Genomic DNA, 23601 nt, shown 5'->3' with positions numbered 1-23601 from the left:
TTGCCTCTCCCCTCTTTTACTTACGCATTTTTGGATCTAACGCGTCGCGTAATCCGTCTGCCATTAAGTTAAACGCTAAAATTAATATACTGATGACAACCGCAGGGATGAACATCATATGCGGATACGTTTGAATAGATTTATAACCATCATTTACAAGAGAACCTAGTGACGCAAATGGCGGCTGAATTCCTAAACCGATGAAACTTAAGAACGCTTCACCAAACACCGCTGATGGAATTGTAAACATTGTCATTACGATAATAGGTCCCATTACGTTTGGAATTAAATGTTTCACAATTAATTGTGTATTTGTTGCACCTAATGTACGAGATGCTAATACATATTCTTGGTTTTTTAACTTTAAGATTTGTCCACGAACAATACGCGACATCCCTATCCAACCTGTAATCGCCATCGCGAGTGTAATTGACCAAATACCAGATCCCATAATGATTACCATTAAAATAACGATGATTAAGTATGGAATACCGTTAATAATCTCCATAATACGTTGCATAATGTTATCTACTCTACCGCCGTAGAATGCTGAAATACCTCCGTATGCAACCCCAATTACTAAGTCAATTGCTGCTGCTAAAAGAGCGATATATAATGATACGCGTGTACCTTCCCATGTTCTTGTCCATAAGTCACGGCCAAGATCATCTGTACCAAACCAGAAGTACTCTTTAATATCACGTTTTTCATATTGGTCAACACCATATTGATCTGTACCGTCAAATGGTAACCAATGAACATTTTCAATAACTGGAATTTTTGGTGGTAATTTCGCTCGACCTAAATCTTGCTCTTTATACGAGTGTTTACTTACCATCGGTCCAAAAATCGCTAATAGTGCAATGATAACTAATAATACAAGGCCAAGCATCGCACCTTTATGTTGGAATAAACGTCTTCTTACATCTTGCCAAAACGTTAGGCTTGGACGGGCAATGACTTCATTATCAACATTATTTTGATTGGCTTGTTGAAATAAATCTGGAGATAATTTTTGTACATCTTTCATCATTTTTTCCCTCCCGCTAAACGAATACGAGGATCAATAATTCCGTATAAAATATCGACAATGAAAATAACTAAAATGAAGATTGCACTATAGAAAATCGTAGTTCCCATAATAACTGTATAGTCATTTAAAGTAATCGATTTAACGAATTGTTCCCCAAGTCCTGGTACAGCATAAATTTGCTCGATAACAAGTGTTCCTGTAATTAATGCCGCAACCATTGGTCCTAAAATTGTTACAACTGGAATTAACGCATTACGAAGTGCATGTTTGACAATAATAACGCCTTGGCTAATTCCTTTCGCTTTCGCTGTTAAAATGTAATCGGCTTGCATAACTTCAATTAATTCTGCACGAGAGAAACGTGCGATTGTTGCGATAACTCCCATCGATAATGCAATTGTAGGCATTACAGTAAACTCTGGTCCTTTCCAGAATGCTACTGGGAACCAGCCAAGTTTTACCCCTACGAAATATTGCAGTAATGCGGCGAATACGAATGATGGTACCGACATTCCGAGTACCGAAATAACTGTTGCACTATAATCTACCCACGTATTATTACGAAGTGCGGCAACAATACCTAAAATTAAACCGATAAATGTTCCTAATATAATCGCTTGTAAACCTAATTGGGCTGATGGTCCAATACGATCCACAATCATGTCTGTTACTGGGCGGTTATCATATTGGAATGATACCCCTAAATCACCTTTTGCTAGGTTACCTAAGTAACGTGCGTATTGAACTGGTACCGGATCATTCAATCCGTATTTTTCAAGAATGATTTCTTTTTGTGCCGGTGATAGCTTCTCCTGGTTTTTAAGCGGAGAACCCGGAAGTAATTTCATCAAAAAGAAAGTCAGTGTAGTAATTAAAAATAATGTCAAAGCCATGTACACGAAACGTTTTAATACATAACGTCCCATATCAAGCACCTCCCCGTTTTTCTCAAAAGCAATAAGATAGTTTAAAATATTCTTACTTTTATTTTTTTAAAATAAGAGCATATGCCCATCATAGGCATATACCCTTGTAAACGATGGAAAAAAAGATTATTTTTGTTCAACAGATGCCCATTTGTAAGTTAATTTACCACCATAGTTAATTGGGATAATATCTTTTACGGCACCTTTTACTACATACGCTGAACCTTTTTGGAAGATTGGAGTGATAACTGCATCCTCTTTAATTAACATCTTCTCTACTTCTAGAAGGTTGTCCCAGCGAGCTTGTAAATCTTTTGTATCTGTTTTAGCTTTTAGGATTAACTCATCATATTTCTGATTAGAATACCCTGTTTTATTTTGAGAACCATTCGTAACAAACATATCTAAATATGAGATTGGATCTGGGAAATCTGGTCCCCAAATACCAAACGCAATATCATATTGCTGAGAATCTTCTAATTTATTTTTTTGTGCGAATGGTTGCTGTTTAATTTTAATTGATAAACCTGGTAAGTTCTTTTCCATCTCACCTTTTAAGAATTCCCCAACTTTTTTAGCATCTTCATTATCAAAGTTTAAGAATTCTAGTTCGATTTTATCAGTTCCAAGCTCTTTCTTCGCTGTTTCCCAAAGCTTTTTCGCTTCTTTTGGATTTGTTTCAACTAGCTTTCCATTTTCAGCTCGGAAATCTTTTTTATTCGGACCTTCAGCGAAATCTTTTCCAACAAATCCGTAAGCTCCAATTGCACCGTTATTTAAAATAACTTTTGCAATGTTATCACGGTCAAAGGACATTGAAATTGCTTTTCTTAAGTTTTTATTACTTAAGTACTGATTACTTTGATTAAATCTTAAGTAAGCAACCCCTGCTTCTTTTCTTGTTTGGAACTCTGGGCTTTTTCTAAACTTATCAACAAATTCAGACGTTAAAGCCGCTCGATCAATCGCGTTTGTCTCATATAAATTTACATCAGTTGCTGTATTTTTTACAATATTAAAGTTGATTTCTTCGATTTTAACCGTTTTATTATCCCAATATGAAGGATTCTTCTTGAATTGGAAACTTTGTTCATGTTTCCAATCACTCATAACGAATGGACCGTTATATAATGTTGTATTTGCCTCTAAACCAAATTTATCCCCTTGTGCTTTTACAAAGTTTTCATTTAGTGGGTAAAATACTGGATAAACTGTTAAATCGATAAAGTAAGGAACGGGATTGTCTAATTCTACTTCTAATGTATAATCATCAATCGCTTTTACACCTAATTGGTCAGCAGGTAATTCTTTTTTATGAATTTTCTCTGCATTTTTAATATCGAACATAATGTACGAATACGTTGCTTTTGTATCTGGATTTACTGCTCTTTTCCATGAATACACAAAATCTTTAGCTGTTACAGGTTCCCCATTCGACCATTTCGCATCTTTTCTTAATTTAAATATGTATTTCTTCCCATCATCTAGCTTTTCGACATCTTCTGCAACTCCAGGCATTCTCTTTTGATCTTTGCCAATACGATATAAACCTTCCATCGTATTATTTAATGCTGTAGAAGATGAAGAATCAGATGCCAATGATGCATCCATTGACGGAATTTCAGATAACTCTGTTAAATTAAGAATCTGTTTTCCGTTACTACTACTCGTAGCGTTCTCTTTCCCTTTTGCTTTTGCGTCATCTTTTTGGTAGCTACACGCGCTAAGCAACATACTTGCAGTTAAAGTTGATGCAAGTAATAACGGTATCTTTTTCTTCATGTTGTGTTGCCTCCCCTAATTGCACTTCCTGTACCCTCACTTGTTAAAAAGTAGAATTGAAAGAATAATCTTCAAGTTTCTACAATTTTCATTATACATATAATATAACAATTGTGAATATAGTTTTTTGTTTTTTTGTTAAAATTTTTAATAAAATATTTATATTTTTAATTTTTCGTAAAGGGATACATTAACATTGCTACCATCATCTTAAAATCAGACCTTTAATTGCGTATAATTTTCAAAAAATTAATCCTAGTACTTATTATAGCTTTTATAGTATAATAATTCTAGTAATATTTTGACGGAGGGGAATATTTTGAATAAAGTTTTTTTTCATACTTGTATACTAATTTTTATAGCGATGATTGCTTCTAGTATTGGTGCATTCCTCATTTCATCTCAATTTTTGTTGAACTTTGTCAACATTTTGTTTTATATTGCACTGTTTTTTATTCTTATCGGCGGTTTTTTATACATATTTCAAAATGGTTTTTTCAATGTAACCATTTACGCATTCCAAAGAGTATTTGGTACGAACAAAAAGATTGACTCTTTAATTGAAGAAGTCGAGGAACCTACAGATAAGAAAGAACGTATTTATAAAACATATTCATTCAAATGGACATATCCAATTTGTATTACAGGTATCTTCCTTGGGTTGTTCTCGACCCTCATTAGCTTTACTATTTTGATGTAGTTTGCAAACACTATCCCATATGATATAATAATCAGCAAAACATTTTGTTATAAAACTTTAGTTCTTTCATATTAAAAGAGCTCAAGTAACAATAAATAAATTTATATGTATGCGATGATAAAGAAGAGTACATATTGAGGCAATTTCAGAGAGCTTGTGGTTGGTGTGAACAAGTAATTGTACAGTATGGAATGGGCTTTTGAGCACCAAACCGAACCGAAAGTAGTAGGCTTTGGCGTTATATCCAAACGTTATTATGGATTAGAGAGATTTCACAGTAGTGAAATAATTAGGGTGGTACCACGGTCCATTCGTCCCTATAGTTTTTGGGATGAATGGGCTTTTTTGTTTGCCTTCTCTTCCCCACATCACGCATTCTATTTTAGGAGGAATTACTTATGTCAGTTATCTTTTCTGGTATTCAACCAAGTGGAACGATTACACTTGGAAACTATTTAGGAGCAATGAAGCAGTTTACAGAGCTTCAAAATGAACACGACTGTTATTTCTGTATTGTAAACCAACATGCGATTACAGTACCTCAAGATCCCGTCGGGCTTCGTAAAAACATCCGCAGTCTTGCTGCACTTTATGTAGCATGCGGCATCGATCCTGAAAAAGCTACTTTATTTGTACAATCAGAAGTACCAGCACACGCTCAACTAGGATGGATCATGCAATCTGTTGCTTACGTTGGAGAATTAGAACGTATGACGCAATATAAAGATAAAGCTTCTGGTAGAGATTCAGTTCCAGCTGGATTACTTACGTATCCACCATTAATGGCTGCTGATATTTTACTTTACAACACTGAAATCGTGCCGGTTGGTGATGACCAAAAGCAACATATCGAATTAACACGTGACTTAGCAGAGCGTTTCAACAAACGTTACCGCGAAATCTTCACAATGCCTGAAATTCGCATTCCAAAAGTAGGAGCTCGCGTTATGTCATTAACAGAGCCTACGAAAAAAATGAGTAAATCTGATCCGAATCCAAAATCAATGATTAGTATGCTTGATGAGCCAAAAACAATTGAAAAGAAAATTAAGAGTGCTGTAACTGACTCTGAAGGTATTGTGAAATTTGATAAGGAAAACAAACCTGGTATCTCTAATTTATTAACAATCTACTCTTCATTCTCTGGAAAAACAGTTGAAGAAATCGAAGCAATGTACGAAGGAAAAGGATACGGCGACTTCAAAGGCGACCTAGCGCAAGTAGTCGTAGAAGCTATTCGTCCAATCCAAGACAAATATAACGAACTAATCAACTCACCAGAACTAGACGAAATCCTAGACAAAGGTGCAGAAAAAGCAAACCGCGTTGCATTCAAACAACTACGCAAAGTAGAAAACGCAATGGGACTAAGCAGAAAACGTAGGTAACATATAAAGCGGAGGCAGCTCGTTCAGCTCTGACTGGATAAGGTTCTTTCGCATAGAAGACGCTTTTTGTCTTCTTATGCGGAAGGTTCTTAGACACGAAGAGCTCGCTGCCGGAGCTGGATTTCTACAAAAAGCGGAGGCGACTGCTTAGCCCTGACGGCTAAGGTTCTTTCCCACAGAAGGTGCTTTTTACCTTCTTGTGGGGAAGGTTCTTAGACGCGAAGAGCTCGTTTAGAATGTGAGGGGGATGGAGCTCCTGACGTAGAGGCGCTTTTTGCCTCGCAGGGAGGCGCGAAGCCACAGAACATTCTTGCCGCTGGAACTAGATTTCTACAAAATTAAAAAACCGCCAATTGGCGGTTTTTTAATTTACCTTTTGCTCATTTTCCATTTCCCATAACTTTTCAAAAAATGGCTGTCCTTTTACGAGACGCTCGCATAATTGTTCGTGCTTATCAGACCAGCCAGCTTTCGCTTCATCATACAGCTTAGCCCAAATATCTTCAAATTCCATATGTTGAACCATTCCATATGCTGATGGATCCCACTCTGTGAACCAATAGCGAATTTCTGCTGTGTTTTTCGTTGTATGTAATTGATCTAACGCCATAAATAATAATTGTTTTAGCTGTCTTTCTTTACGAGTCAAGCCATTCATAATGAAAGGCGATGGTGATAAAATATGATGTTCTTTTTCTGTTTCTTCTACTTGGAACTCATACTTTTCTGCTTGTACGTTTTCTACCATCTCATATACCATCTGCTCTTGGCGTGGTATAAGTCTACTTTTGCGAATTGGTACATTGTAACCAATTGTGTCAATGGCAATAATGCCTTTCCCATCTGTAACAACAAAGCAATACTCTTGCTGCAAACGTTCATGATTTTTACGAATATAAGCCTTATGATGTACGTCTTCCAGCATTTTTTGCGGAAGCTCTAACAATTCGTTCTCGATGTAATGATATAATGTGGCATCTACTTTTAATAATGGCACTTGATCTAATAGCTCAATCGTATCATCTTTCCGCCATTCGTAAAAATGACAAACGTTATACCCATTCTCTTCACCTTCAAACCAATTTACCCATACATCATGTAGATATAACATTCACTACCCCTCACTTCACTACTGTTTGTACCAATCATTATGTTCATTTTTGCTTAACTTTATTCCACTTGAGGAAATATATTCTAATTATTATTTTTTCTTCTATTAATACTAAAAAAACAGGAAATAGAATTCCTGTTTTTTTATATATGAAATGTATTTGCTTTATTCAATATTTCTTTTGCATCTATAGATAATAAAGAAAGTGTATCTTCTCCTTCCAAAGTTACACAATCTTTGACAATATGAAATCCAAGCGCATAGCCAAGCATCTTCGGATAAGAGTGAAAGCCATTTAATAAGATGTCATGTTCCCTTGTTCCTCGTTTTATACTTATTCTTTCATGTACAACATTTTTCCAATAATAAACAGCCTCTTCTTTTGAAAGATACGCCGTCCACGGTGCATTGTTTTTTTCTGTATACCTTTCTGTTACTGCTTGTTCCGCTAGCCCTTCCATAATCATCGTATCAAGTAATGTATATTCTGTTTCTTTCGTCTCAATTTGATGTAACCTGCATATGTGATGATATTCATGCGCCAATAACACTTTTAATTCTTCTACCGAATTCCGCCCACATACGAATAAGAAAATAACATGACGCATAGATAATCCAGCCCTACCGTTATACTCTTCTTGTACAGTTCGATTATAGGAATCTGATAATAAAATAAAGACAGGGACATCTGGACCTTTTAACCAATTTTTCAGTTTATCATACTCCAGGCTCAATTCTTTCCAAATTTCCTTTTCCTCTAATTCTTTAATTTCCTTTTCTCCGCGCATGATCGGGCGATACATCCCTTTTGAAATTAAAAAGCGATACAACCTTTCTTTTGGCAACGGAATATACTTCGTAAATTTCTCACAAAGTTTTTCTGGCCGTCCATAATATAAATGTAGCCATTCAGCTGTTTCAACAATCCCCATCTTTATCCCTCCTTTTTCTTATGTATATGCTACAGGAGAAAAAGGCGTAAAAATAAATAAGGAGTTTTTTCGCAATCTATTGCGAAAAAACTCCTTATTTCATCGATTATTTATACGATTTAAATACTAACACTGCGTTATGACCACCGAATCCTAATGAGTTACTTAATACTGCATTTACTTCTTGGTGTCTCGCTTGATTTGGTACGTAATCTAAGTCACATTCTGGATCTGGTGTCTCATAGTTAATTGTTGGAGGAATTACTCCGTCTGTAATTGATTTAATAGAGAAAATCGCTTCAACAGCACCAGCTGCTCCTAATAAGTGACCTGTCATTGATTTCGTTGAGCTAATCGCTACTTTATACGCGTGCTCGCCGAAAGTTTCTTTAATTGCCATCGTTTCATATTTTTCATTCGCATCAGTACTTGTACCGTGCGCATTAATGTAATCAATATCTTCTGGCTGTAGGCCTGCATCAGCTAAAGCTTGACGCATTGCACGCACTCCGCCTTCCCCACCAGGAGCAGGCATTGTAATATGGAACGCATCTCCAGTTGCACCATAACCAGCAATTTCCGCGTAAATGTGAGCACCGCGTGCTAATGCGTGCTCTAATTCTTCAAGAATTAGAATACCTGAACCTTCACCCATTACGAAACCGCTACGGTTTTTATCAAATGGACGGCAAGCCGTTGCTGGGTCTTCATTAAATGTTAATGCTTTCGCTGAGCTAAATCCTGCGAATGCCATACTTGTTAGCGGTGCTTCTGCTCCGCCTGTAATCATTGCATCAGCATCACCACGCTGAATTGCTTTAAATGCATCACCAATTGAGTTTGCACCAGATGCACAAGCCGTTACAGAACAAGTGTTAATTCCTTTTGCTCCTGTTGCGATTGATACTTGACCTGCTGCCATATCTGGAATCATCATCGGCACGAAGAATGGGCTCACGCGGCGTGGGCCTTTCTCAGTAAAAATCTTAAATTGTTCTTCGTATGTTTCCATACCGCCAATACCAGATCCAATCCATACACCAATTCGAGGTCCGTTTTCTTCTGTAATTTCAAGCTTTGCATCTGCAACTGCCATTTTCGCTGCTGCTACTGCATATTGTGTAAAGCGATCCATACGGCGCGCTTCTTTTTTATCAATATATTTCTCGACTTCAAAGTCGTTAATTTCCGCTGCTACTTTTGCTGGAAATAGTTCTGGATCAATTCTTGTAAGTCGCCCGATTCCAGATACACCCTTTTTAATGTTTTCCCACGCTGTTTCAACATCTGTTCCGACCGGTGTAACAGCTCCTAGTCCTGTAATTACGACCCTCTTTTTTTCCATACAAAATACACTCCTTTTTTTCTCTCAGTCCTTATTTACCCCAACGAAGAGCGACTGCTCCCCATGTTAATCCGCCGCCAAAACCAACAAGTATAATTAAATCACCGTCTTGAATACGTCCGTTTTGCAATTCCTCTACCATTGCAATCGGAATTGAAGAAGCTGATGTATTACCGAACTTCTCAATCGTCATACTCATTTTTTCTTGTGGTAAATTTAACCTCTCTCTTGCAGATTCCATAATACGAATGTTTGCTTGATGCGGTACTAAGAAATCCACATCTTCTTTCGTAAGACCAGCTTTATCTAAAACGCGAAGACAAGAATCACCAAGTTGACGAACGGCAAATTTAAACACTTCTCTGCCATTCATCATAACATACTCGTCTTGATAAAGGTGCTTGCCGCCACTTCCGTCTGCTCCTAATTCAAAAGATAGAACGCCTTTACCTTCTGAAACAGCTCCCATTACGACAGCACCGGCTCCGTCTCCAAATAGTACTGCTGTATTTCGATCGTTCCAGTCTACAATTTTAGATAGTTTATCACTACCAACTACTAATACATTTTTATACGTTCCTGTTTGAATAAATTGCTGCGCTGTAATCATTCCGTACATAAAACCAGCACATGCTGCACTTAAATCCATTGCGGCTGCATGTTTCGCTCCTATTGCTTCTTGAATTACACAAGCAACTGCTGGAAAAGCACGATCTGGTGTTACTGTTGCTACTAAAATAAGATCGATATCCTCTCCGCTAATTCCTGCATCTTCAAGTGCTTTTTTAGAAGCCTCTACGGCCATATATGAAGTATCTATTGTATCATCGGCAATGCGTCTTTCTGCAATTCCCGTTCTCGTACGAATCCATTCATCGGATGTTTCCATTATTTTCTCTAAATCGTGATTTGTGACTACTTTTTCTGGCACATATCTTCCGATCCCTAAAATGCCCACGTTCACATCGCAGCCCTCCGTTTTATATCAATTATTATGACTTGGTACTAATTTTAAAACATAAATGTATTTTTGTCTAGAATATATTTCGCATAAAACAGAAAGCTAACGCATTATTCACGTTATTTTTCATTAAAAGAAACAGAAACATACCTCTCAAATATAAAAAGACTCAAACCGCTTCTATTTACAGTTCGATCCTCTCTTTCATCTAAAAAGATGCTTTTTTATTCTTTATCTGCTTTCCTTCTAAACTAGAGAGTTCTCCTCACTACTTTTCCTTTATCCTCTTCATATCTCTGGTTTTCCACCAGGCAAGAATAAAAAAGGCCCTGACCGCTTCTATCCACGGTTCGGGCCTCTCTTCCATCTTAAAAAGATGCTTTTTATTCTTTATCTGCTTTCCTTCTAAACTAGAGAGTTCTCCTCACTACTTTTCCTTTATCCTCTTCATATCTCTGGTTTTCTCCCAGGCAAGAATAAAAAAGGCCCTGACCGCTTCTATCCACGGTTCGGGCCTCTCTTCCATCTTAAAAAGATGCTTTTTATTCTTTATCTGCTTTCCTTCTAAACTAGAGAGTTCTCCTCACTACTTTTCCTTTATCCTCTTCATATCTCTGGTTTTCCCCCAGGCGAGAACAAAAAAGGCCCTGACCGCTTCTATCCACGGTTCGGGCCTCTCTTCCATCTTAAAAAGATGCTTTTTATTCTTTATCTGCTTTCCCGAGCTCATAGGCCTCGTTCATAACTTTCATTAACAACTCTAACACCGGCTGTGCCTTCTCCATATCAAGTGCAATTCCATTATCATCTAAAATTGCCTTTGCTTCCGGTAAATGCTTCATTGCGATTTGTAAAAACTGCATGCTTTTTTCGTTCATATTATGCTCTTCCTCTCCATTAAAACTTTCACATACAATAGTGTAACACGCGTACTACCCTTCGTATAACTCTTTATATTTTTTCATGTGTGCCAGTTGCTTATTTAAACCGTATTCTAACGGAGTATTTCTTTTTATTGAAATTACCTTGATAGCCTCATCTCTTACTTCGTTATTATTTTTATTTACTTTATCATCCGCGCGTAAAAGATTCATACCTTTTTCCCATAATGACTGTTTACCACTAAGTAAATTGTATATACCAAGATGCGCCCCGTTCGTTCCATTTTCCCATAAGTATTCACATACATCTTCAACGTAAAGTAAATCATTCCCCTTTTCCTCAATCGTACAACGGCACTCTTTTTCACCTAATTCTGATAAAATAAGCTGATGAAACATCATAAAGGACGGTTGCCACGGTCCATATAATGTTGGAACTCGAAATACACTATATTGTAAATTCCCTTTTTTCAATCCTTCTTCTACTTTCAAAAATAGTCGCTTATTTTCGGATTCATCTGTACTGCCTACTTCAATAGAAGAAATTAAATTTAACTTCACTTTTTGTTCTTCACACATTCTTATAATTCGCTTTAAATATTGTAATATGACTCTTTCATTCCGAAATCCACTTTGCTGATTTGGCTCATATAAGCAAAAGTAAACAGTATCGAATCTCTCTTCCTCAACCGATCTCCATCCATCTTCATCTCTTATCGAATAATACGTAAATAATGCATTTCGCCCAATTAATAATAACTTCTCTTCATTAATTTTCGTCATACTATCGAATTCATCAAAATCAAGACCATATACTTCCACTTCTTCTGCAATCATTTTATTTACAAGGTGATAACCTACAAACGTAAGTGCACCTACAATTAGCACGCGTTCCATACCACCAACCCTTTCCCTCTGAAACAAATAGCTCCTCATTTATGTATATGGGAGCTTCATAATTCTTCTTCATATTTTTTAAAGAAATCGGTCGTTTGCCTAACCATTTTATATTTCACATCTTGCAGATGGAACAAGACAGAAGTATCACATTGATTTAGTTGCCTCATTTTCTCATATCTACGCAACTGCTGTTTTCTTCCTCTTTTTTCTTGTGTTGATACGAAAATTTTAACAGGTACACAAGATGGAAGAAGCGTAAATGATTTCTTATTTATTTTTGATTCTAATTCTTCTTCTTTGGCATCATACGCCAAACTTAATTCCTTCACGAGTCTCTTGTAAAAAAACTTATGCTCTTTCTCAAACTCCACATATTCTGGTAAATCTAAACACGGATTTAACATAATGACAGAGCGTATACACTCAGGGTATTTGTTCATCATTTCGAGTGCTACAAGTGCTCCCATACCATCTGCCATAATGTGTATTTTCGCATTCAATGTCTCTTTTCTCAACACAACGTCATATAAACGTTTCGCTAGACGAACAGATTGGTCGTTTCCCCAATGTCTTCCGTATAAATTAGAAGAAAAGACTGTGTAGCCTTGCTCAATAAGGCCATGTAAAAAATAAGATCTACCCGCATGCTGTGTCCATAAACTTGTACCATTCTCAATAAAGTAGTTATAATCACCGAGGAGCATAACAGAAAATCCATTTGGCTTCTCCGGTAAATAAATGACACATGGTTCTTTTTCTAAGTAAAAAAAACGTTCCGTAATACTCATTTTTCCCCCGCCTTATTTTCTAAACATATAAAACCACTCTTTTATAATGTATGAACGGAATGCAAATTTGCGTTGAAAAATCTACAAATATTTTTCTATATTCTTTTTTCAATTGTGTTACAATAAGGACAGATTGAACGAATAGAGGTGTAAAATATGCGTTTCATTTGGGCATTAATTTGGTCGTTCTTACTTGTACATATGATGAGCTATGTAATCGGCTCTATGACTGGCGGTACATACGACTTTAACCAAGCGTCTATTTTCTCAGTTGTTCTTGCTGTGTTAGTACTAGCAATTTCAGCTGCAATTCCAAACGAGCCAGTAGAACAACACTAAAAAAAGAGTCCGGATTTTATCCGAACTCTTTTTTATTTTTATTTCACATGAACGACTAACTCGTTATTTTCTACATCAACAACTACGTGACTATTATCAGTAATTGTTCCTGCAATTAATTCTCGTGCTAATTTCGTTTCCACTTGACGCTGTACGTATCGTTTTAATGGACGAGCTCCGTACATTGGGTCGAAACCTGCTTCCACAACAAATTCTTTTGCTGCATCTGTTAATTCTACTGTAATGTGACGGTCAGCTAGACGACCTTGTAGTTCTTTTACAATTTTATCAACAATGCCTTTAATTTCATTCGTTGTAAGAGGTTTGAATAAAATAATTTCATCCACACGGTTTAAAAATTCAGGGCGGAAATGTCCTCTTAATTGCCCCATTACAAGGTCTCTTGATTCCTCTTTAATGGAACCATCTTCTTCTAATCCATCTAGTAAATGAGCAGATCCAATATTTGAAGTCATAATAATAACTGTATTTTTAAAGTCCACTGTACGGCCCTGTGAATCTGTAATGCGTCCATCATCTAACATTTGTAATAAAATGTTGAATACTTCTGGATGTGCTTTTTCAATTTCATCTAATAAAACAACGGAATATGGTTTACGTCTTACCGCTTCTGTTAATTGACCGCCTTCTTCATATCCTACATATCCAGGAGGTGCACCAATTAAGCGAGACACGGCGTGTTTTTCCATATACTCAGACATGTCAATGCGAATCATTTGCTCTTCACTATCGAATAAAGACTGGGCTAACGTTTTTGCAAGTTCTGTTTTACCAACACCTGTTGGTCCTAAGAAGATGAAAGAACCAATCGGGCGGTTCGGATCTTTAATACCAGCGCGAGCACGAAGAACTGCGTCTGACACTAAGCTTACTGCTTCCTCTTGTCCGATGACACGCTCTGATAAGATTTGCTCTAAGCGTAATAATTTCTCGCGTTCACCTTCCACGAGTTTCGCAACAGGAATACCAGTCCAGCGTGAAACAATATCTGCAATTTCTTCTTCACTTACTTCCTCACGTAATAAACGATTTTCTTGTTTATTATGCGCGCCCATTTCTTCCGCTTCTTTTAACTCTTTTTCAATTGCGGGAATTTTCCCGTGACGAAGTTCGGCTGCTTTATTTAAATCGTAATTGCCTTCTGCTTCTTCTAATTCACGACGCAAACGTTCTAAATGTTCACGTAAGTCACGAACTTTGTGAATGTCTTCTTTTTCTTTCTCCCATTTCGCTCTCATGCCACTTGCAACTTCTTTTAAATCCGATAATTCACGTTGCAATGTTTTTAGACGCTCTTGGCTACCACGATCCGTTTCTTTCCCAAGAGCTGCTTCTTCAATTTCCAGCTGCATAATGCGGCGCGTTACTTCATCTAATTCTGTTGGCATAGAATCAATTTCTGTACGAATTGTTGCACACGCTTCATCAACAAGGTCAATTGCTTTATCAGGTAAGAAGCGATCTGAAATATATCGATCTGATAAAACTGACGCTGCTACAATCGCACGGTCATGAATATTTACACCGTGATAAATTTCAAAGCGTTCTTTTAATCCACGTAAAATGGAAATTGTATCTTCAACAGTTGGTTCTTCTGCTAATACTTGTTGGAAACGTCTTTCTAGCGCTGGATCTTTCTCAATATATTTGCGATATTCATCGAGCGTCGTCGCCCCGATACAATGCAGTTCACCGCGCGCAAGCATCGGTTTTAACATATTTCCTGCATCCATGGCTCCCTCTGTTTTACCAGCTCCAACTATTGTATGAAGTTCATCAATGAATAGTAAAATGCGTCCTTCACTCTTTTTAATTTCATTTAATACAGCTTGCAGACGCTCTTCGAACTCACCACGGAATTTCGCACCTGCTACGAGCGCACTCATATCTAACGCAAAAATCGTTCTATCTTTCAATCCTTCAGGTACATCCTTTTTCACGATACGCTGTGCTAGCCCTTCAACGATTGCTGTTTTACCAACACCTGGCTCCCCAATTAAAACAGGATTGTTTTTCGTTTTACGTGAAAGAATACGAATTACACGTCGTATTTCACTATCACGGCCGATTACAGGATCGATTTTCCCTGCTCTCACTTCCGCCACTAAATCACGGCCATATTTTTCTAACGCTTCATAAGTTGCTTCTGGATTTTGACTCGTCACTCTTTGATTCCCCCGAACTGTCATTAAAGACTGTAATAAGTTATCTTTCGTAATATGCAATCTTGTAAATAATTGATTTATATCGCCTTTTTCTTCAGAAAAAGCAAGCAATACATGTTCTACTGAAATGTAATCATCCTGCAGTTTTTCTGCTTCTTTTCCTGCTCTTACAAGAAGTTGTTGCAGAGCGCTCGTTACATACAATTTTCCAACTTCTGCACCGCTCCCCGTTACAGAAGGTTTCTTTTTAATTAAACTTTCAGCACCTTGCTTTAATGCTTCTATATCAACATTCATTTTTTGAAATATACGTACTGCTAATCCATCTTGCTCTTCTAATAATGCAAGTAATAGATGAACAGTATCCACCTCTTGGTGATGATGAGATACCGCTAAAGATTGGGCACTCATAATCGCCTCTTGTGTTTTTGTTGTCATTTGATTTAAGTCCATCTTTACAGCCCTCCAAAAGTTTGACTTTCTTTGACCTTTGATTTGATTATACGCCAACTTACTTTTTTATACAATAATTTTGCCTATGTATTTTCAAACTTATTATTTGAAAAAGAAAAAGAGAGCATTCATTATACTGCTAAAAAATACGGTAAATGAAATTACAATGTGTAACGACAAAAAAGCCGCAATAATGATTGCGGCTTCTGTTACGGTTTTCTTTTATATGTCCACTGGCGGTTATGATTCGTGTTATCCGGAAACTTTTCACCGGCAGTTAATTTCACCATTTGCGGATCTTTCACCATACTTCCCGTTTCACCAATTTCTACGTAAATGCCATCATTCGGCGCTTTTTGTCCAGAACGAAACCTGCGATTTTGTCCCATCTTCATTCTCCTTCCATGACGTCTTGCCTCATTAGTATATCCATTTTAAAAGAAAGCTTTTCTGTCATGTTTAGGAAACAGTACTACATCTCATTCTTGTACATATATATGAATGACACAAGCGTAAGCAGGGATTTCTTTCCTACCTGTAGAAAAAAAAAGAAACCAACCTACTCTAGGCTAGTTTCAAAGGAGAGTCAAACATATACGAGAAGATTACATGTTCATTATATGCCTCATCACACGAGCAATGTAACCCTTTTCACAATTTGTACATAATGAAAGAAACATTGTTTGAACTTTCTAAAAAGATGTTGACTTTTCTTAATTTCCAACGATAAATAGTAGACACCACAGCACTTTGAGACGTAAGATGGATATATAGTGAAATTTCCATCTATGGTGATTTCACCGAGTCTAACCTCTTATTTCTGCATATTAAAAACGGAAATACAGATAGATACAAAAAAATTATTATAAGAGGTGAAATTATGAACAAACAACATTTAATCGCATTAGACTTAGACGGCACTTTATTAACAGACAACAAAATAATTTCCACTCGAACGAAACATACAATTGCAAAAGCAAAGGAACAGGGACATATTGTCGTTATTTCAACAGGACGTCCATTCCGTGCTAGTTATGATTACTATAAAGAACTTGATCTTAACACACCTATCGTAAACTTTAACGGCGCTTACGTACATCATCCTCTTGATTCAAACTGGGGAACACATCACTCTCCTCTTGAGCTAGCAACAGCGCAAGAAATTGTCCGAGCTTGCTTTGATTTTGGCGTAAAAAATATATACGCGGAAGTAATGGACGATGTGTATGTTCGTGAAATTGATGAAGATAAAAAACATATTTTCGAATTCGGCTCTCCTAAGATTTTTACGGGAGACTTATTAAATATTTTAAACGATCATCCAACTTGCTTATTAATTGACGCACATGACGAGCATTCTACTGCAATTCGTCAACATTTAACCGATATGCATGCGGAAGTAATCGACCATAGAAAATGGGGCGCACCTTGGCCGATTATTGAAATTGTGAAAAGCGGATTAAATAAAGCAGTTGGATTACAAAAAATTTCTAGTCATTACAACATTCCACAAGAGCGCATTATCGCTTTCGGTGATGAAGATAATGATTTTGAAATGATTGAATTTGCTGGTCACGGCATCGCAATGGGAAATGCCATCCCTGAATTAAAATCACTCGCAAACCATACGACGTTAACGAACGAAGAAGATGGTATTGCTTTATATTTAGAAGAGGTTCTTGGGTTGTAATCTAAAAATTCCCTACTTATAGTTTCCTGCCAAATGTCCATACTATAAGTAGACGCATGAGACATTGCGTCGATTGTTTTCAGCTAAATAAAGGGGGTTTTTCGAATGGGTAAAAAGAACAAATCAAAACGTTTTATCCAACAAGGAGCCGATGCTGTTATGAAGCATGATGCAAGATTCCCGTACAGAGGTACATTAGCTGAGGCAGAAAAAGCAAGAAGTAACTCTTCTTTTGGAGGGGTTTAAATGGGGAACTTACTATTCCAACAAGCTAGAGACGCTGTTGAAAATGCCGTATCTTGTTCAAGCGGTACTGAGCAACAAGATCTCGTGTATAGAGCAAAAAATGCTTTGCAATCCGCTTACGCAAACTCTTCAACTGCTGAAAAAGTTCAGCTCCGTGAAATGCAAGAGCAATTGCAAAACATTACGAATTTACATTAAAAAAGAGGACCAACTTTGGTCCTCTTTAATCTTTCCGAAACAATCCGAATACCCCAACTGTTTGCAGTATATTTGTAAATGCACCTGGGTCCACTTGTTTAATAATCCTCTCTAATTCGTATAACTCATAACGGGTAATAACCATCATTAACATTTCTTTATTTTCATTTGTATAAGCACCTGTTGCTGGTATCGTTGTAATCCCTCTTACTAATCGCGAGTGAATCGCCTTTCTTACGTCTGCCCCATTCTTCGTAACAATTAATGCTGTAATCTTTACATGACGAGTATGAATTGCATCAATAATTCTCGTTGATACATATAAAGTCACTAGCGTATATAACGCTTTTTCCCATCCATATACATAGCCAGCAGCGATAATGATAATTGCATTAAAAAAGAAAAAGTATGTACCGACAGGCTTATCTTTTATTTTTGATAAAATCATGGCGATAATATCTAATCCACCTGTAGAAGCACCCCACTTTAAAGCAATCCCTACTCCAATTGCCGAAATAATCCCGCCAAAAATCGCATTTAATATGATATCATTCGAAACCGCTCTAACAGGGATGATTTCTAGAAACAAAGTCATAAATATAACACAAAGAAAACTAAAAAAGGTGAAGGCCTTTCCAACCTTTTTCCACGCTAAAATAACGACAGGAATATTAAATAAGCTAAACAATACTCCCGTAGATATGTGAATCGATAAAAAATCACCTAATATTTGTGATAATAATTGAGACAATCCAGCAAAGCCGCTCGCATACACTTTTGCTGGCGTTAAAAATAAATTCATCCCAATCGCGTTTAATAAACCTGCGATGATTACAACGATTAACTTCTTTATAAGTTCAGTATAATTCAACTTCAAATCCATTTCGAATCCACCTTTACCCTTCATAAATGCACCGCTATACATAGTCTTTACGAAAAAGGAAATGATAAACGTACAACGTTTAGAAATGGAGTTGATACATATGCCACATACGAGTGATAACGACAAAAAAGCACGTGATAATAACGCAAAACGCACACAAAAAAATGAGCAAGAGCAAAAAAATATTCAGCAAGGTAAACGTGCATACTCTAAAAAGACCGATCACCTTTGATTCCATCGTACATCAACAATTATGTTGATGTACTTTTTTACATTTTAAAGGAAAAAACATTAAAAATTCACTTCATGTTCACTTCTATATTCTACAATAGCGATAACATATTTGGATGAGGTGTTGGCATGAGAGGGAAACATATTTTCATTATTACTGCACTAATAAGTATATTGATGCTATCTGCTTGCGGACAAAAGAATGGCTCAGCTACAGTCGCTACAGCAACAGACTCCACCATTACAAAGGATAACTTCGAAAAACAATTGAAAGATCGTTACGGAAAAGACATGCTATACGAAATGATGGCACAAGACATCATCACAAAAAAATATAAAGTACCTGATGAAGAGGTAAATAAAGAAGTAGAAAAAGTAAAAAAACAATATGGAGATCAATTCAAAAAAGTATTAGAAAATTATGGTTTAAAAGATGAAGAGGATTTCAAAAATCAAATTAAGTTCAAACTTGCTATGAATGAAGCGATTAAGAAAAGCATTACAGAAAAAGACGTAAAAGACCATTATAAGCCAGAAATTAAAGCGAGTCACATTTTAGTAAGTGACGAAAATGAAGCGAAAGAAATAAAGAGTAAACTAGATGCTGGTGCTTCATTTGAAGAATTAGCAAAACAAGAATCACAAGATCTGCTATCAAAAGATAAAGGTGGAGACCTTGGATACTTCAATTCAGGTACAATGGCCCCTGAATTCGAAACCGCTGCCTACAAACTAAATGTTGGACAAATTAGCAATCCCGTAAAATCATCAAACGGTTATCACGTTATTAAATTAACTGATAAAAAAGCTTTAAAGCCTTATGATGAAGTGAAAGACTCTATTCGCAAAAACTTAGAGGAAGAACGTACTGCTGATCCTGTATTCAGCAAAAAATTGTTACAAGAGGAATTAAAAAAGGCAAATATTAAAATAAATGATAGTGATTTGAAAGATACGTTTACTCTTACGCGTGAGCAGGAGAATTAAAAGGAAGCACGACCTTATTTAAAAATAAGATCGTGCTTTTTAATCTTCCATCACTATTTCTAATTTTTTCTTTATTTTATAATGCTAATGAAAAAATGAATTATTTAAAATAAAAAATGCATCCCGAAACATTAACGATTTATTTCCAAACTTGACAAACTGGATTCCTTTGTTAAATATATGTCCTTTACAAATAGTACATATTTATTTACATTCCCTTATTTTTCATTTCATCCTTTTAATCTAGTAAAATTATAACGCTTATTTAATATATCATTAATTATTTCTTGATCTTTTGTTACTAAAATTGTACAAAATTCATTACAAGTTATTAAGACAGTTTCCTCATCATTTTTTAATAATATACCTGTTCCACATTCGGAAGTATAGAGTACTTTCTTTAAAGATAAATCTGTATATTTTTCTTCTTCCACTAATAGTTCACACTGAACATTTCCCCTTATCCTCAAAAACTTTTCGAAAACTAGTATATTTTTAGGATTTCCATCGGTTATATTGGGAACATTTCTTTCCACTATTACCTGAAGGTGCTCTACTTCATCTTCAAATTTCATCTCTGACCTAGCAACAGAAACATTTAAATATAAATTATCTTTTAGTTGAATGGCTATTTCTGAACTGATTATAGTATTATCATCTTTTTGCATTATAGGTGTTAAACTTAATATCTTGATCTCCGCTTCTTTCATTAAAGCATCTATAGCTTTTGGATGAACTTGCACCGGAACTATATAATGTGGCATTCCTATCAATCTTCTTCACTCCTAATTAAAATTTCAGTATTATATACTTAAAAATGAATATCTTCGTATATTCTTTTTCTTTTAATATCTAAATTAACTTTCCACGTGCCATCTTTACGTTTTACCATTCTAATTTGAATTCGATTGTCTTTAGTATGTCTTCTAACTGAATTTCCTTTTCTATGATTTATCACCTTTTGCCCTTTTGTATAATGTCTAAAAATACTTTTTGCAACAGCTTTTCCACCTGGCAAATCCTTATTAATTCTTGATTTATGCGCTCTTGCATTTTTTCCTAATAACTTTGTAAAATAAACCGGTTTTGTAATTGTTTTTGTTAGTTTTAATTTTCCTCCGCCAATTGCGCCTATAGCTGCAGCTTTTGCTACCCCTTTCCAACCCTTTCCTGATTTATAAGCTTTATAGCCATCATAAGCTGCAAAACCAGCATTTACTGCAAACCACACCCAATGCCCATCTGGATCCACCATCATCACTGGATTATTATCACCATACGTATACCCATTCTGCGTCACTGGATCATCTTCATCACCCGGATCAGGATCCACCGATAAAAACACATCATGTTCTGGATTATAGTATCTCGCAATCAGGTAATACATGCCAATCTCTTTATCATACATGTATCCCGCATATCCAAATGGATTGTCCGCTGCGATTCCTTTTGCTTCACTCTTTAATACGTTACCCCATGCATCATATTCATAGCTTGCGACTATTTGTCCATCTTTGTCGGTCATTGCTAGGCGGACACCGTCTTTGTTGTAAACGTACTGACGAAGGACTTTTCCGTTTCCTTCTGTTTCGTATAACGGGTTACTTGTCCGTTTACGTTCTTTTCACCTTTGCTCATTAAGGCAACAAGTTGATTTATCTCGTCCTATATAAGTAAGTAAGGACATAAAGTTATGTCCCTACTTACTATCATCGTACTTCCAATCAACTACACAATTTCTATTAATAAAAGAAATCACCTAGTTTTATAAAACACAAATGAGCAACAAACAGCCAGCGCAAAAAAGAATAAAATCAAAATTTTAATACCCCAACTTAAAAAGTTAAAATATGGAGTGAAGATTATAACTATTATATATACGAGCCATATTACTGTAATAGTAAACGGAATGTATTCTCTTGATTTTAAGAACATTATTGACAAATATAAAATCCAACCTATCCCTATAATCCATGTAATAATTGCTCCACCTTCAATAAAAATCATCTCCTATCTTCTGAGGGTTATAATTTTTATAGGCTTTTATACACCTTGATTCATAAAGAAGCTTCCTACATCTCCATCATCTTACCTCAATGAAATAGAACATAATGGACACTATTATAAAAGATAATCCAAATATCAATAAACGGATCTATATAGAAATTGATGATAGAGGCGTAAAATACAATACTTAGAGAACAACAAATGGGATGAAAAACATAGCTAATGAATACACCTTACTCCGAATAATAAACTCAATAAACTTTACTCCGAAAAAGGCCATTACCATGATTCCATACACCCATATTAATCGCTCATCGAATTCATTCATCCTGTCACTCCTCTTTAAATCCCTTTCCGAAACCTATAAACATCTAGCATCCAGCTAATTCGCCTTACATAAACTTTCTTACTGTCGCCATAGTAGAAGGAAGGTGTTATTTTAAATAAAAAAGTGTATCCCAAAATTAAACTAACTGTTTAAATCTTGAGATACACTGAATCAACTTTACTTTATTTTTCTTTTTCAAATATACTAGCTAAGAAGAAAATAATACCCAGAAAAATTACAATTAACGTGTTAATTGTGTAACCAAAGAACGACATATATGAAGTAAAACTTACTAGAATTGTATATATGAGACATACTACTAACACTATTACAGCTCGATAGTTTTTCCTTTTTAACATAAACACCGATGCAGCTATAATAAAAACAACATTATATATACCAATTATTATATGTGTCGTCTCCATTTTACTAATCTATCTCCTTCTTTTCTTAGAATTAGTTTTTTTCGGTCTATACTCCGTATACCCTTTTTTATATCCTTTATAATATCCATCTACATAAACTACCAAGTCCGGGATCAGCCCTATTCCCCCAACAGCTTTACTGCCAACAAAAAATGCTCCTTTAACCGCTGATTTCACTGTATTTTTTATGATTTGCTGTTTTGCAACACGCTGTCCAGGAGATAAGTTTGCAATTTTCTTTTTCGAGTTATTTTTAGATGTTTTCCATCCATAATTTGCCCCCACACCAAAAGTTAGCAACTTATTCATTACATTTCCAAACCCAACAAATCCTGCATAACTATCTCTTACCGCAATCAACCCAGACTTAACTCCCTTAACATGTGCATATGCTGTCCGATTATTATGATACGGCATCGGCGTCGTACCCCAAAAGCGATATGCCCAATGCCCATCCGGATCCACCATCATCACCGGATTATTATCACCATACGTATACCCATTCTGCGTCACTGGATCATCACTATCACCCGGATCTGGATCCACCGATAAGAACACACCATGCTCCGGATTATAGTATCTCGCAATCAAGTAATACATGCCAATTTCTTTATCATACATGTATCCTGCATATCCAAACGGATTGTCTGCTGCGATTCCTTTTGCTTCGCTCTTTAAGACGTTACCCCATGCGTCATATTCATAGCTTGCGACTATTTGTCCATCTTTGTCGGTCATTGCTAGGCGGACACCGTCTTTGTTGTAAACGTATATGCCCCATCCTAACTTTCTATCTGTAAAAAACTTTGCAACAGAGCCATCTGCTTCATTCCATGTGTATAGAAAAGGAAGAAGACATTTTCTCGCCTCTTCCCTTAATT

Annotated in this window: 24 protein-coding genes, 1 pseudogene and 1 other annotated feature; of the genes and pseudogenes, 8 read left to right on the top strand and 17 right to left on the bottom strand. The window is 36.1% G+C overall.

The genetic code is table 11. From position 1 onward, the window contains the following. Nucleotides 1-16 precede the first annotated feature (16 nt). The 3 genes from opp3C to ACTL4X_RS06100 form a co-directional block, all read right to left on the bottom strand. Entirely contained in the window at nucleotides 17-1033 is a 1017-nt protein-coding gene (gene opp3C / locus ACTL4X_RS06110; protein WP_000974106.1) for an oligopeptide ABC transporter permease, read from the bottom strand. After that, nucleotides 1030-1959, bottom strand: coding sequence for an oligopeptide ABC transporter permease (opp3b, locus tag ACTL4X_RS06105; RefSeq protein ID WP_000534167.1), 930 nt, complete (start codon nucleotides 1957-1959; stop codon nucleotides 1030-1032). Before opp3b ends, opp3C begins: the two co-directional genes overlap by 4 nt. Nucleotides 1960-2085: 126 nt before the next feature. After that, nucleotides 2086-3741 (bottom strand): peptide ABC transporter substrate-binding protein, encoded by a 1656-nt coding sequence (locus tag ACTL4X_RS06100; RefSeq protein WP_000727217.1) that lies wholly within the window; start codon nucleotides 3739-3741, stop codon nucleotides 2086-2088. Between the two features lie 319 nt (nucleotides 3742-4060). On the opposite strand from ACTL4X_RS06100, the gene ACTL4X_RS06095 reads away from it, so the two are divergent. Both ACTL4X_RS06095 and trpS read left to right on the top strand, forming a co-directional pair. Then, nucleotides 4061-4441 (top strand): DUF3899 domain-containing protein, encoded by a 381-nt coding sequence (locus tag ACTL4X_RS06095; RefSeq protein ID WP_001044997.1) that lies wholly within the window; start codon nucleotides 4061-4063, stop codon nucleotides 4439-4441. Between the two features lie 105 nt (nucleotides 4442-4546). Next, nucleotides 4547-4763, top strand: a binding site (T-box leader). 76 nt (nucleotides 4764-4839) lie between these two features. Continuing rightward, on the top strand, nucleotides 4840-5829 hold the full coding sequence (gene trpS / locus ACTL4X_RS06090) for a tryptophan--tRNA ligase (RefSeq protein WP_000110982.1): 990 nt from the start codon (nucleotides 4840-4842) through the stop codon (nucleotides 5827-5829). Between the two features lie 364 nt (nucleotides 5830-6193). Here the strand turns inward: trpS and ACTL4X_RS06085 are convergent, their stop codons facing one another. From ACTL4X_RS06085 to ACTL4X_RS06055, 7 genes are all read right to left on the bottom strand, one after another. Beyond that, nucleotides 6194-6940 (bottom strand): YjbA family protein, encoded by a 747-nt coding sequence (locus ACTL4X_RS06085; protein WP_050252206.1) that lies wholly within the window; start codon nucleotides 6938-6940, stop codon nucleotides 6194-6196. Between the two features lie 143 nt (nucleotides 6941-7083). Next, nucleotides 7084-7872 (bottom strand): DUF2268 domain-containing protein, encoded by a 789-nt coding sequence (locus ACTL4X_RS06080; protein ID WP_000513277.1) that lies wholly within the window; start codon nucleotides 7870-7872, stop codon nucleotides 7084-7086. Nucleotides 7873-7978: 106 nt separating this feature from the next. Then, a complete protein-coding gene (gene fabF, locus ACTL4X_RS06075) occupies nucleotides 7979-9217 on the bottom strand; it encodes a beta-ketoacyl-ACP synthase II (protein ID WP_000412656.1) in 1239 nt (412 codons plus the stop codon). A 31-nt stretch (nucleotides 9218-9248) separates the two neighbouring features. Then, nucleotides 9249-10181, bottom strand: coding sequence for a beta-ketoacyl-ACP synthase III (gene fabH, locus ACTL4X_RS06070; protein WP_001100547.1), 933 nt, complete (start codon nucleotides 10179-10181; stop codon nucleotides 9249-9251). A gap of 698 nt (nucleotides 10182-10879) precedes the next feature. After that, on the bottom strand, nucleotides 10880-11056 hold the full coding sequence (locus tag ACTL4X_RS06065) for a ComZ family protein (RefSeq protein ID WP_001986215.1): 177 nt from the start codon (nucleotides 11054-11056) through the stop codon (nucleotides 10880-10882). Nucleotides 11057-11110: 54 nt separating this feature from the next. Further along, nucleotides 11111-11983 carry an NAD-dependent epimerase/dehydratase family protein gene (locus ACTL4X_RS06060; protein WP_002204825.1) on the bottom strand — a complete coding sequence of 291 codons (873 nt, stop codon included), beginning with the start codon at nucleotides 11981-11983 and terminating at the stop codon, nucleotides 11111-11113. Nucleotides 11984-12012: 29 nt separating this feature from the next. Further along, nucleotides 12013-12747 carry an alpha/beta hydrolase gene (locus tag ACTL4X_RS06055; RefSeq protein ID WP_086401880.1) on the bottom strand — a complete coding sequence of 245 codons (735 nt, stop codon included), beginning with the start codon at nucleotides 12745-12747 and terminating at the stop codon, nucleotides 12013-12015. 156 nt (nucleotides 12748-12903) lie between these two features. Here ACTL4X_RS06055 and ACTL4X_RS06050 point away from each other — a divergent pair, with 156 nt between their 5' ends. Beyond that, a complete protein-coding gene (locus tag ACTL4X_RS06050; protein WP_001211116.1) occupies nucleotides 12904-13086 on the top strand; it encodes a YjzD family protein in 183 nt (60 codons plus the stop codon). A gap of 38 nt (nucleotides 13087-13124) precedes the next feature. On the opposite strand, the gene clpB is transcribed toward ACTL4X_RS06050, so the two are convergent. Together clpB and ACTL4X_RS06040 are read right to left on the bottom strand one after the other, a co-directional pair. Next, on the bottom strand, nucleotides 13125-15725 hold the full coding sequence (clpB, locus tag ACTL4X_RS06045) for an ATP-dependent chaperone ClpB (protein WP_000365401.1): 2601 nt from the start codon (nucleotides 15723-15725) through the stop codon (nucleotides 13125-13127). A 209-nt stretch (nucleotides 15726-15934) separates the two neighbouring features. Further along, nucleotides 15935-16114 (bottom strand): YjzC family protein, encoded by a 180-nt coding sequence (locus ACTL4X_RS06040; RefSeq protein ID WP_000531421.1) that lies wholly within the window; start codon nucleotides 16112-16114, stop codon nucleotides 15935-15937. A gap of 491 nt (nucleotides 16115-16605) precedes the next feature. Here ACTL4X_RS06040 and ACTL4X_RS06035 point away from each other — a divergent pair, with 491 nt between their 5' ends. From ACTL4X_RS06035 to ACTL4X_RS06025, 3 genes are all read left to right on the top strand, one after another. After that, on the top strand, nucleotides 16606-17415 hold the full coding sequence (locus ACTL4X_RS06035) for a Cof-type HAD-IIB family hydrolase (protein WP_001041232.1): 810 nt from the start codon (nucleotides 16606-16608) through the stop codon (nucleotides 17413-17415). Between the two features lie 105 nt (nucleotides 17416-17520). After that, nucleotides 17521-17661 (top strand): hypothetical protein, encoded by a 141-nt coding sequence (locus ACTL4X_RS06030; RefSeq protein WP_000516816.1) that lies wholly within the window; start codon nucleotides 17521-17523, stop codon nucleotides 17659-17661. Then, complete coding sequence (locus ACTL4X_RS06025) at nucleotides 17662-17859, top strand: DUF3813 domain-containing protein (protein ID WP_000527407.1); 198 nt, start codon at nucleotides 17662-17664, stop codon at nucleotides 17857-17859. Nucleotides 17860-17884: 25 nt separating this feature from the next. Here ACTL4X_RS06025 and ACTL4X_RS06020 read toward each other — a convergent pair whose 3' ends face one another. Continuing rightward, nucleotides 17885-18742, bottom strand: a complete 858-nt coding sequence (locus ACTL4X_RS06020; RefSeq protein WP_000364431.1) for a YitT family protein — start codon at nucleotides 18740-18742, stop codon at nucleotides 17885-17887. A gap of 100 nt (nucleotides 18743-18842) precedes the next feature. Between ACTL4X_RS06020 and ACTL4X_RS06015 the strand changes: the two genes are divergently transcribed. Next, nucleotides 18843-18974, top strand: coding sequence for a DUF3941 domain-containing protein (locus ACTL4X_RS06015; RefSeq protein ID WP_001120851.1), 132 nt, complete (start codon nucleotides 18843-18845; stop codon nucleotides 18972-18974). Nucleotides 18975-19102: 128 nt separating this feature from the next. Next, nucleotides 19103-19960 (top strand): peptidylprolyl isomerase PrsA, encoded by an 858-nt coding sequence (prsA, locus tag ACTL4X_RS06010; RefSeq protein WP_086404543.1) that lies wholly within the window; start codon nucleotides 19103-19105, stop codon nucleotides 19958-19960. A gap of 230 nt (nucleotides 19961-20190) precedes the next feature. On the opposite strand, the gene ACTL4X_RS06005 is transcribed toward prsA, so the two are convergent. The 4 genes and pseudogenes from ACTL4X_RS06005 to ACTL4X_RS05990 all read right to left on the bottom strand — a co-directional run. Beyond that, the gene (locus tag ACTL4X_RS06005; protein WP_086401920.1) at nucleotides 20191-20724 is read right to left on the bottom strand and encodes a hypothetical protein; all 534 of its coding nucleotides are present in this window, start codon (nucleotides 20722-20724) and stop codon (nucleotides 20191-20193) included. 47 nt (nucleotides 20725-20771) lie between these two features. Then, nucleotides 20772-21485 carry an RHS repeat domain-containing protein gene (locus ACTL4X_RS06000; protein ID WP_075677586.1) on the bottom strand — a complete coding sequence of 238 codons (714 nt, stop codon included), beginning with the start codon at nucleotides 21483-21485 and terminating at the stop codon, nucleotides 20772-20774. A gap of 669 nt (nucleotides 21486-22154) precedes the next feature. Continuing rightward, entirely contained in the window at nucleotides 22155-22295 is a 141-nt protein-coding gene (locus ACTL4X_RS05995) for a hypothetical protein (protein ID WP_229699485.1), read from the bottom strand. Between the two features lie 434 nt (nucleotides 22296-22729). Beyond that, nucleotides 22730-23491, bottom strand: a pseudogene (locus tag ACTL4X_RS05990) (RHS repeat-associated core domain-containing protein); the annotation flags it as partial. Nucleotides 23492-23601 lie beyond the last annotated feature (110 nt).

This window comes from Bacillus sp. RE35, assembly GCF_052146655.1.
GTDB classification, from domain to species: domain Bacteria; phylum Bacillota; class Bacilli; order Bacillales; family Bacillaceae_G; genus Bacillus_A; species Bacillus_A cereus.
The sequence above is the reverse complement of the archived record's forward strand: the minus strand, read 5'-3'. Positions and strand labels throughout refer to the sequence as shown.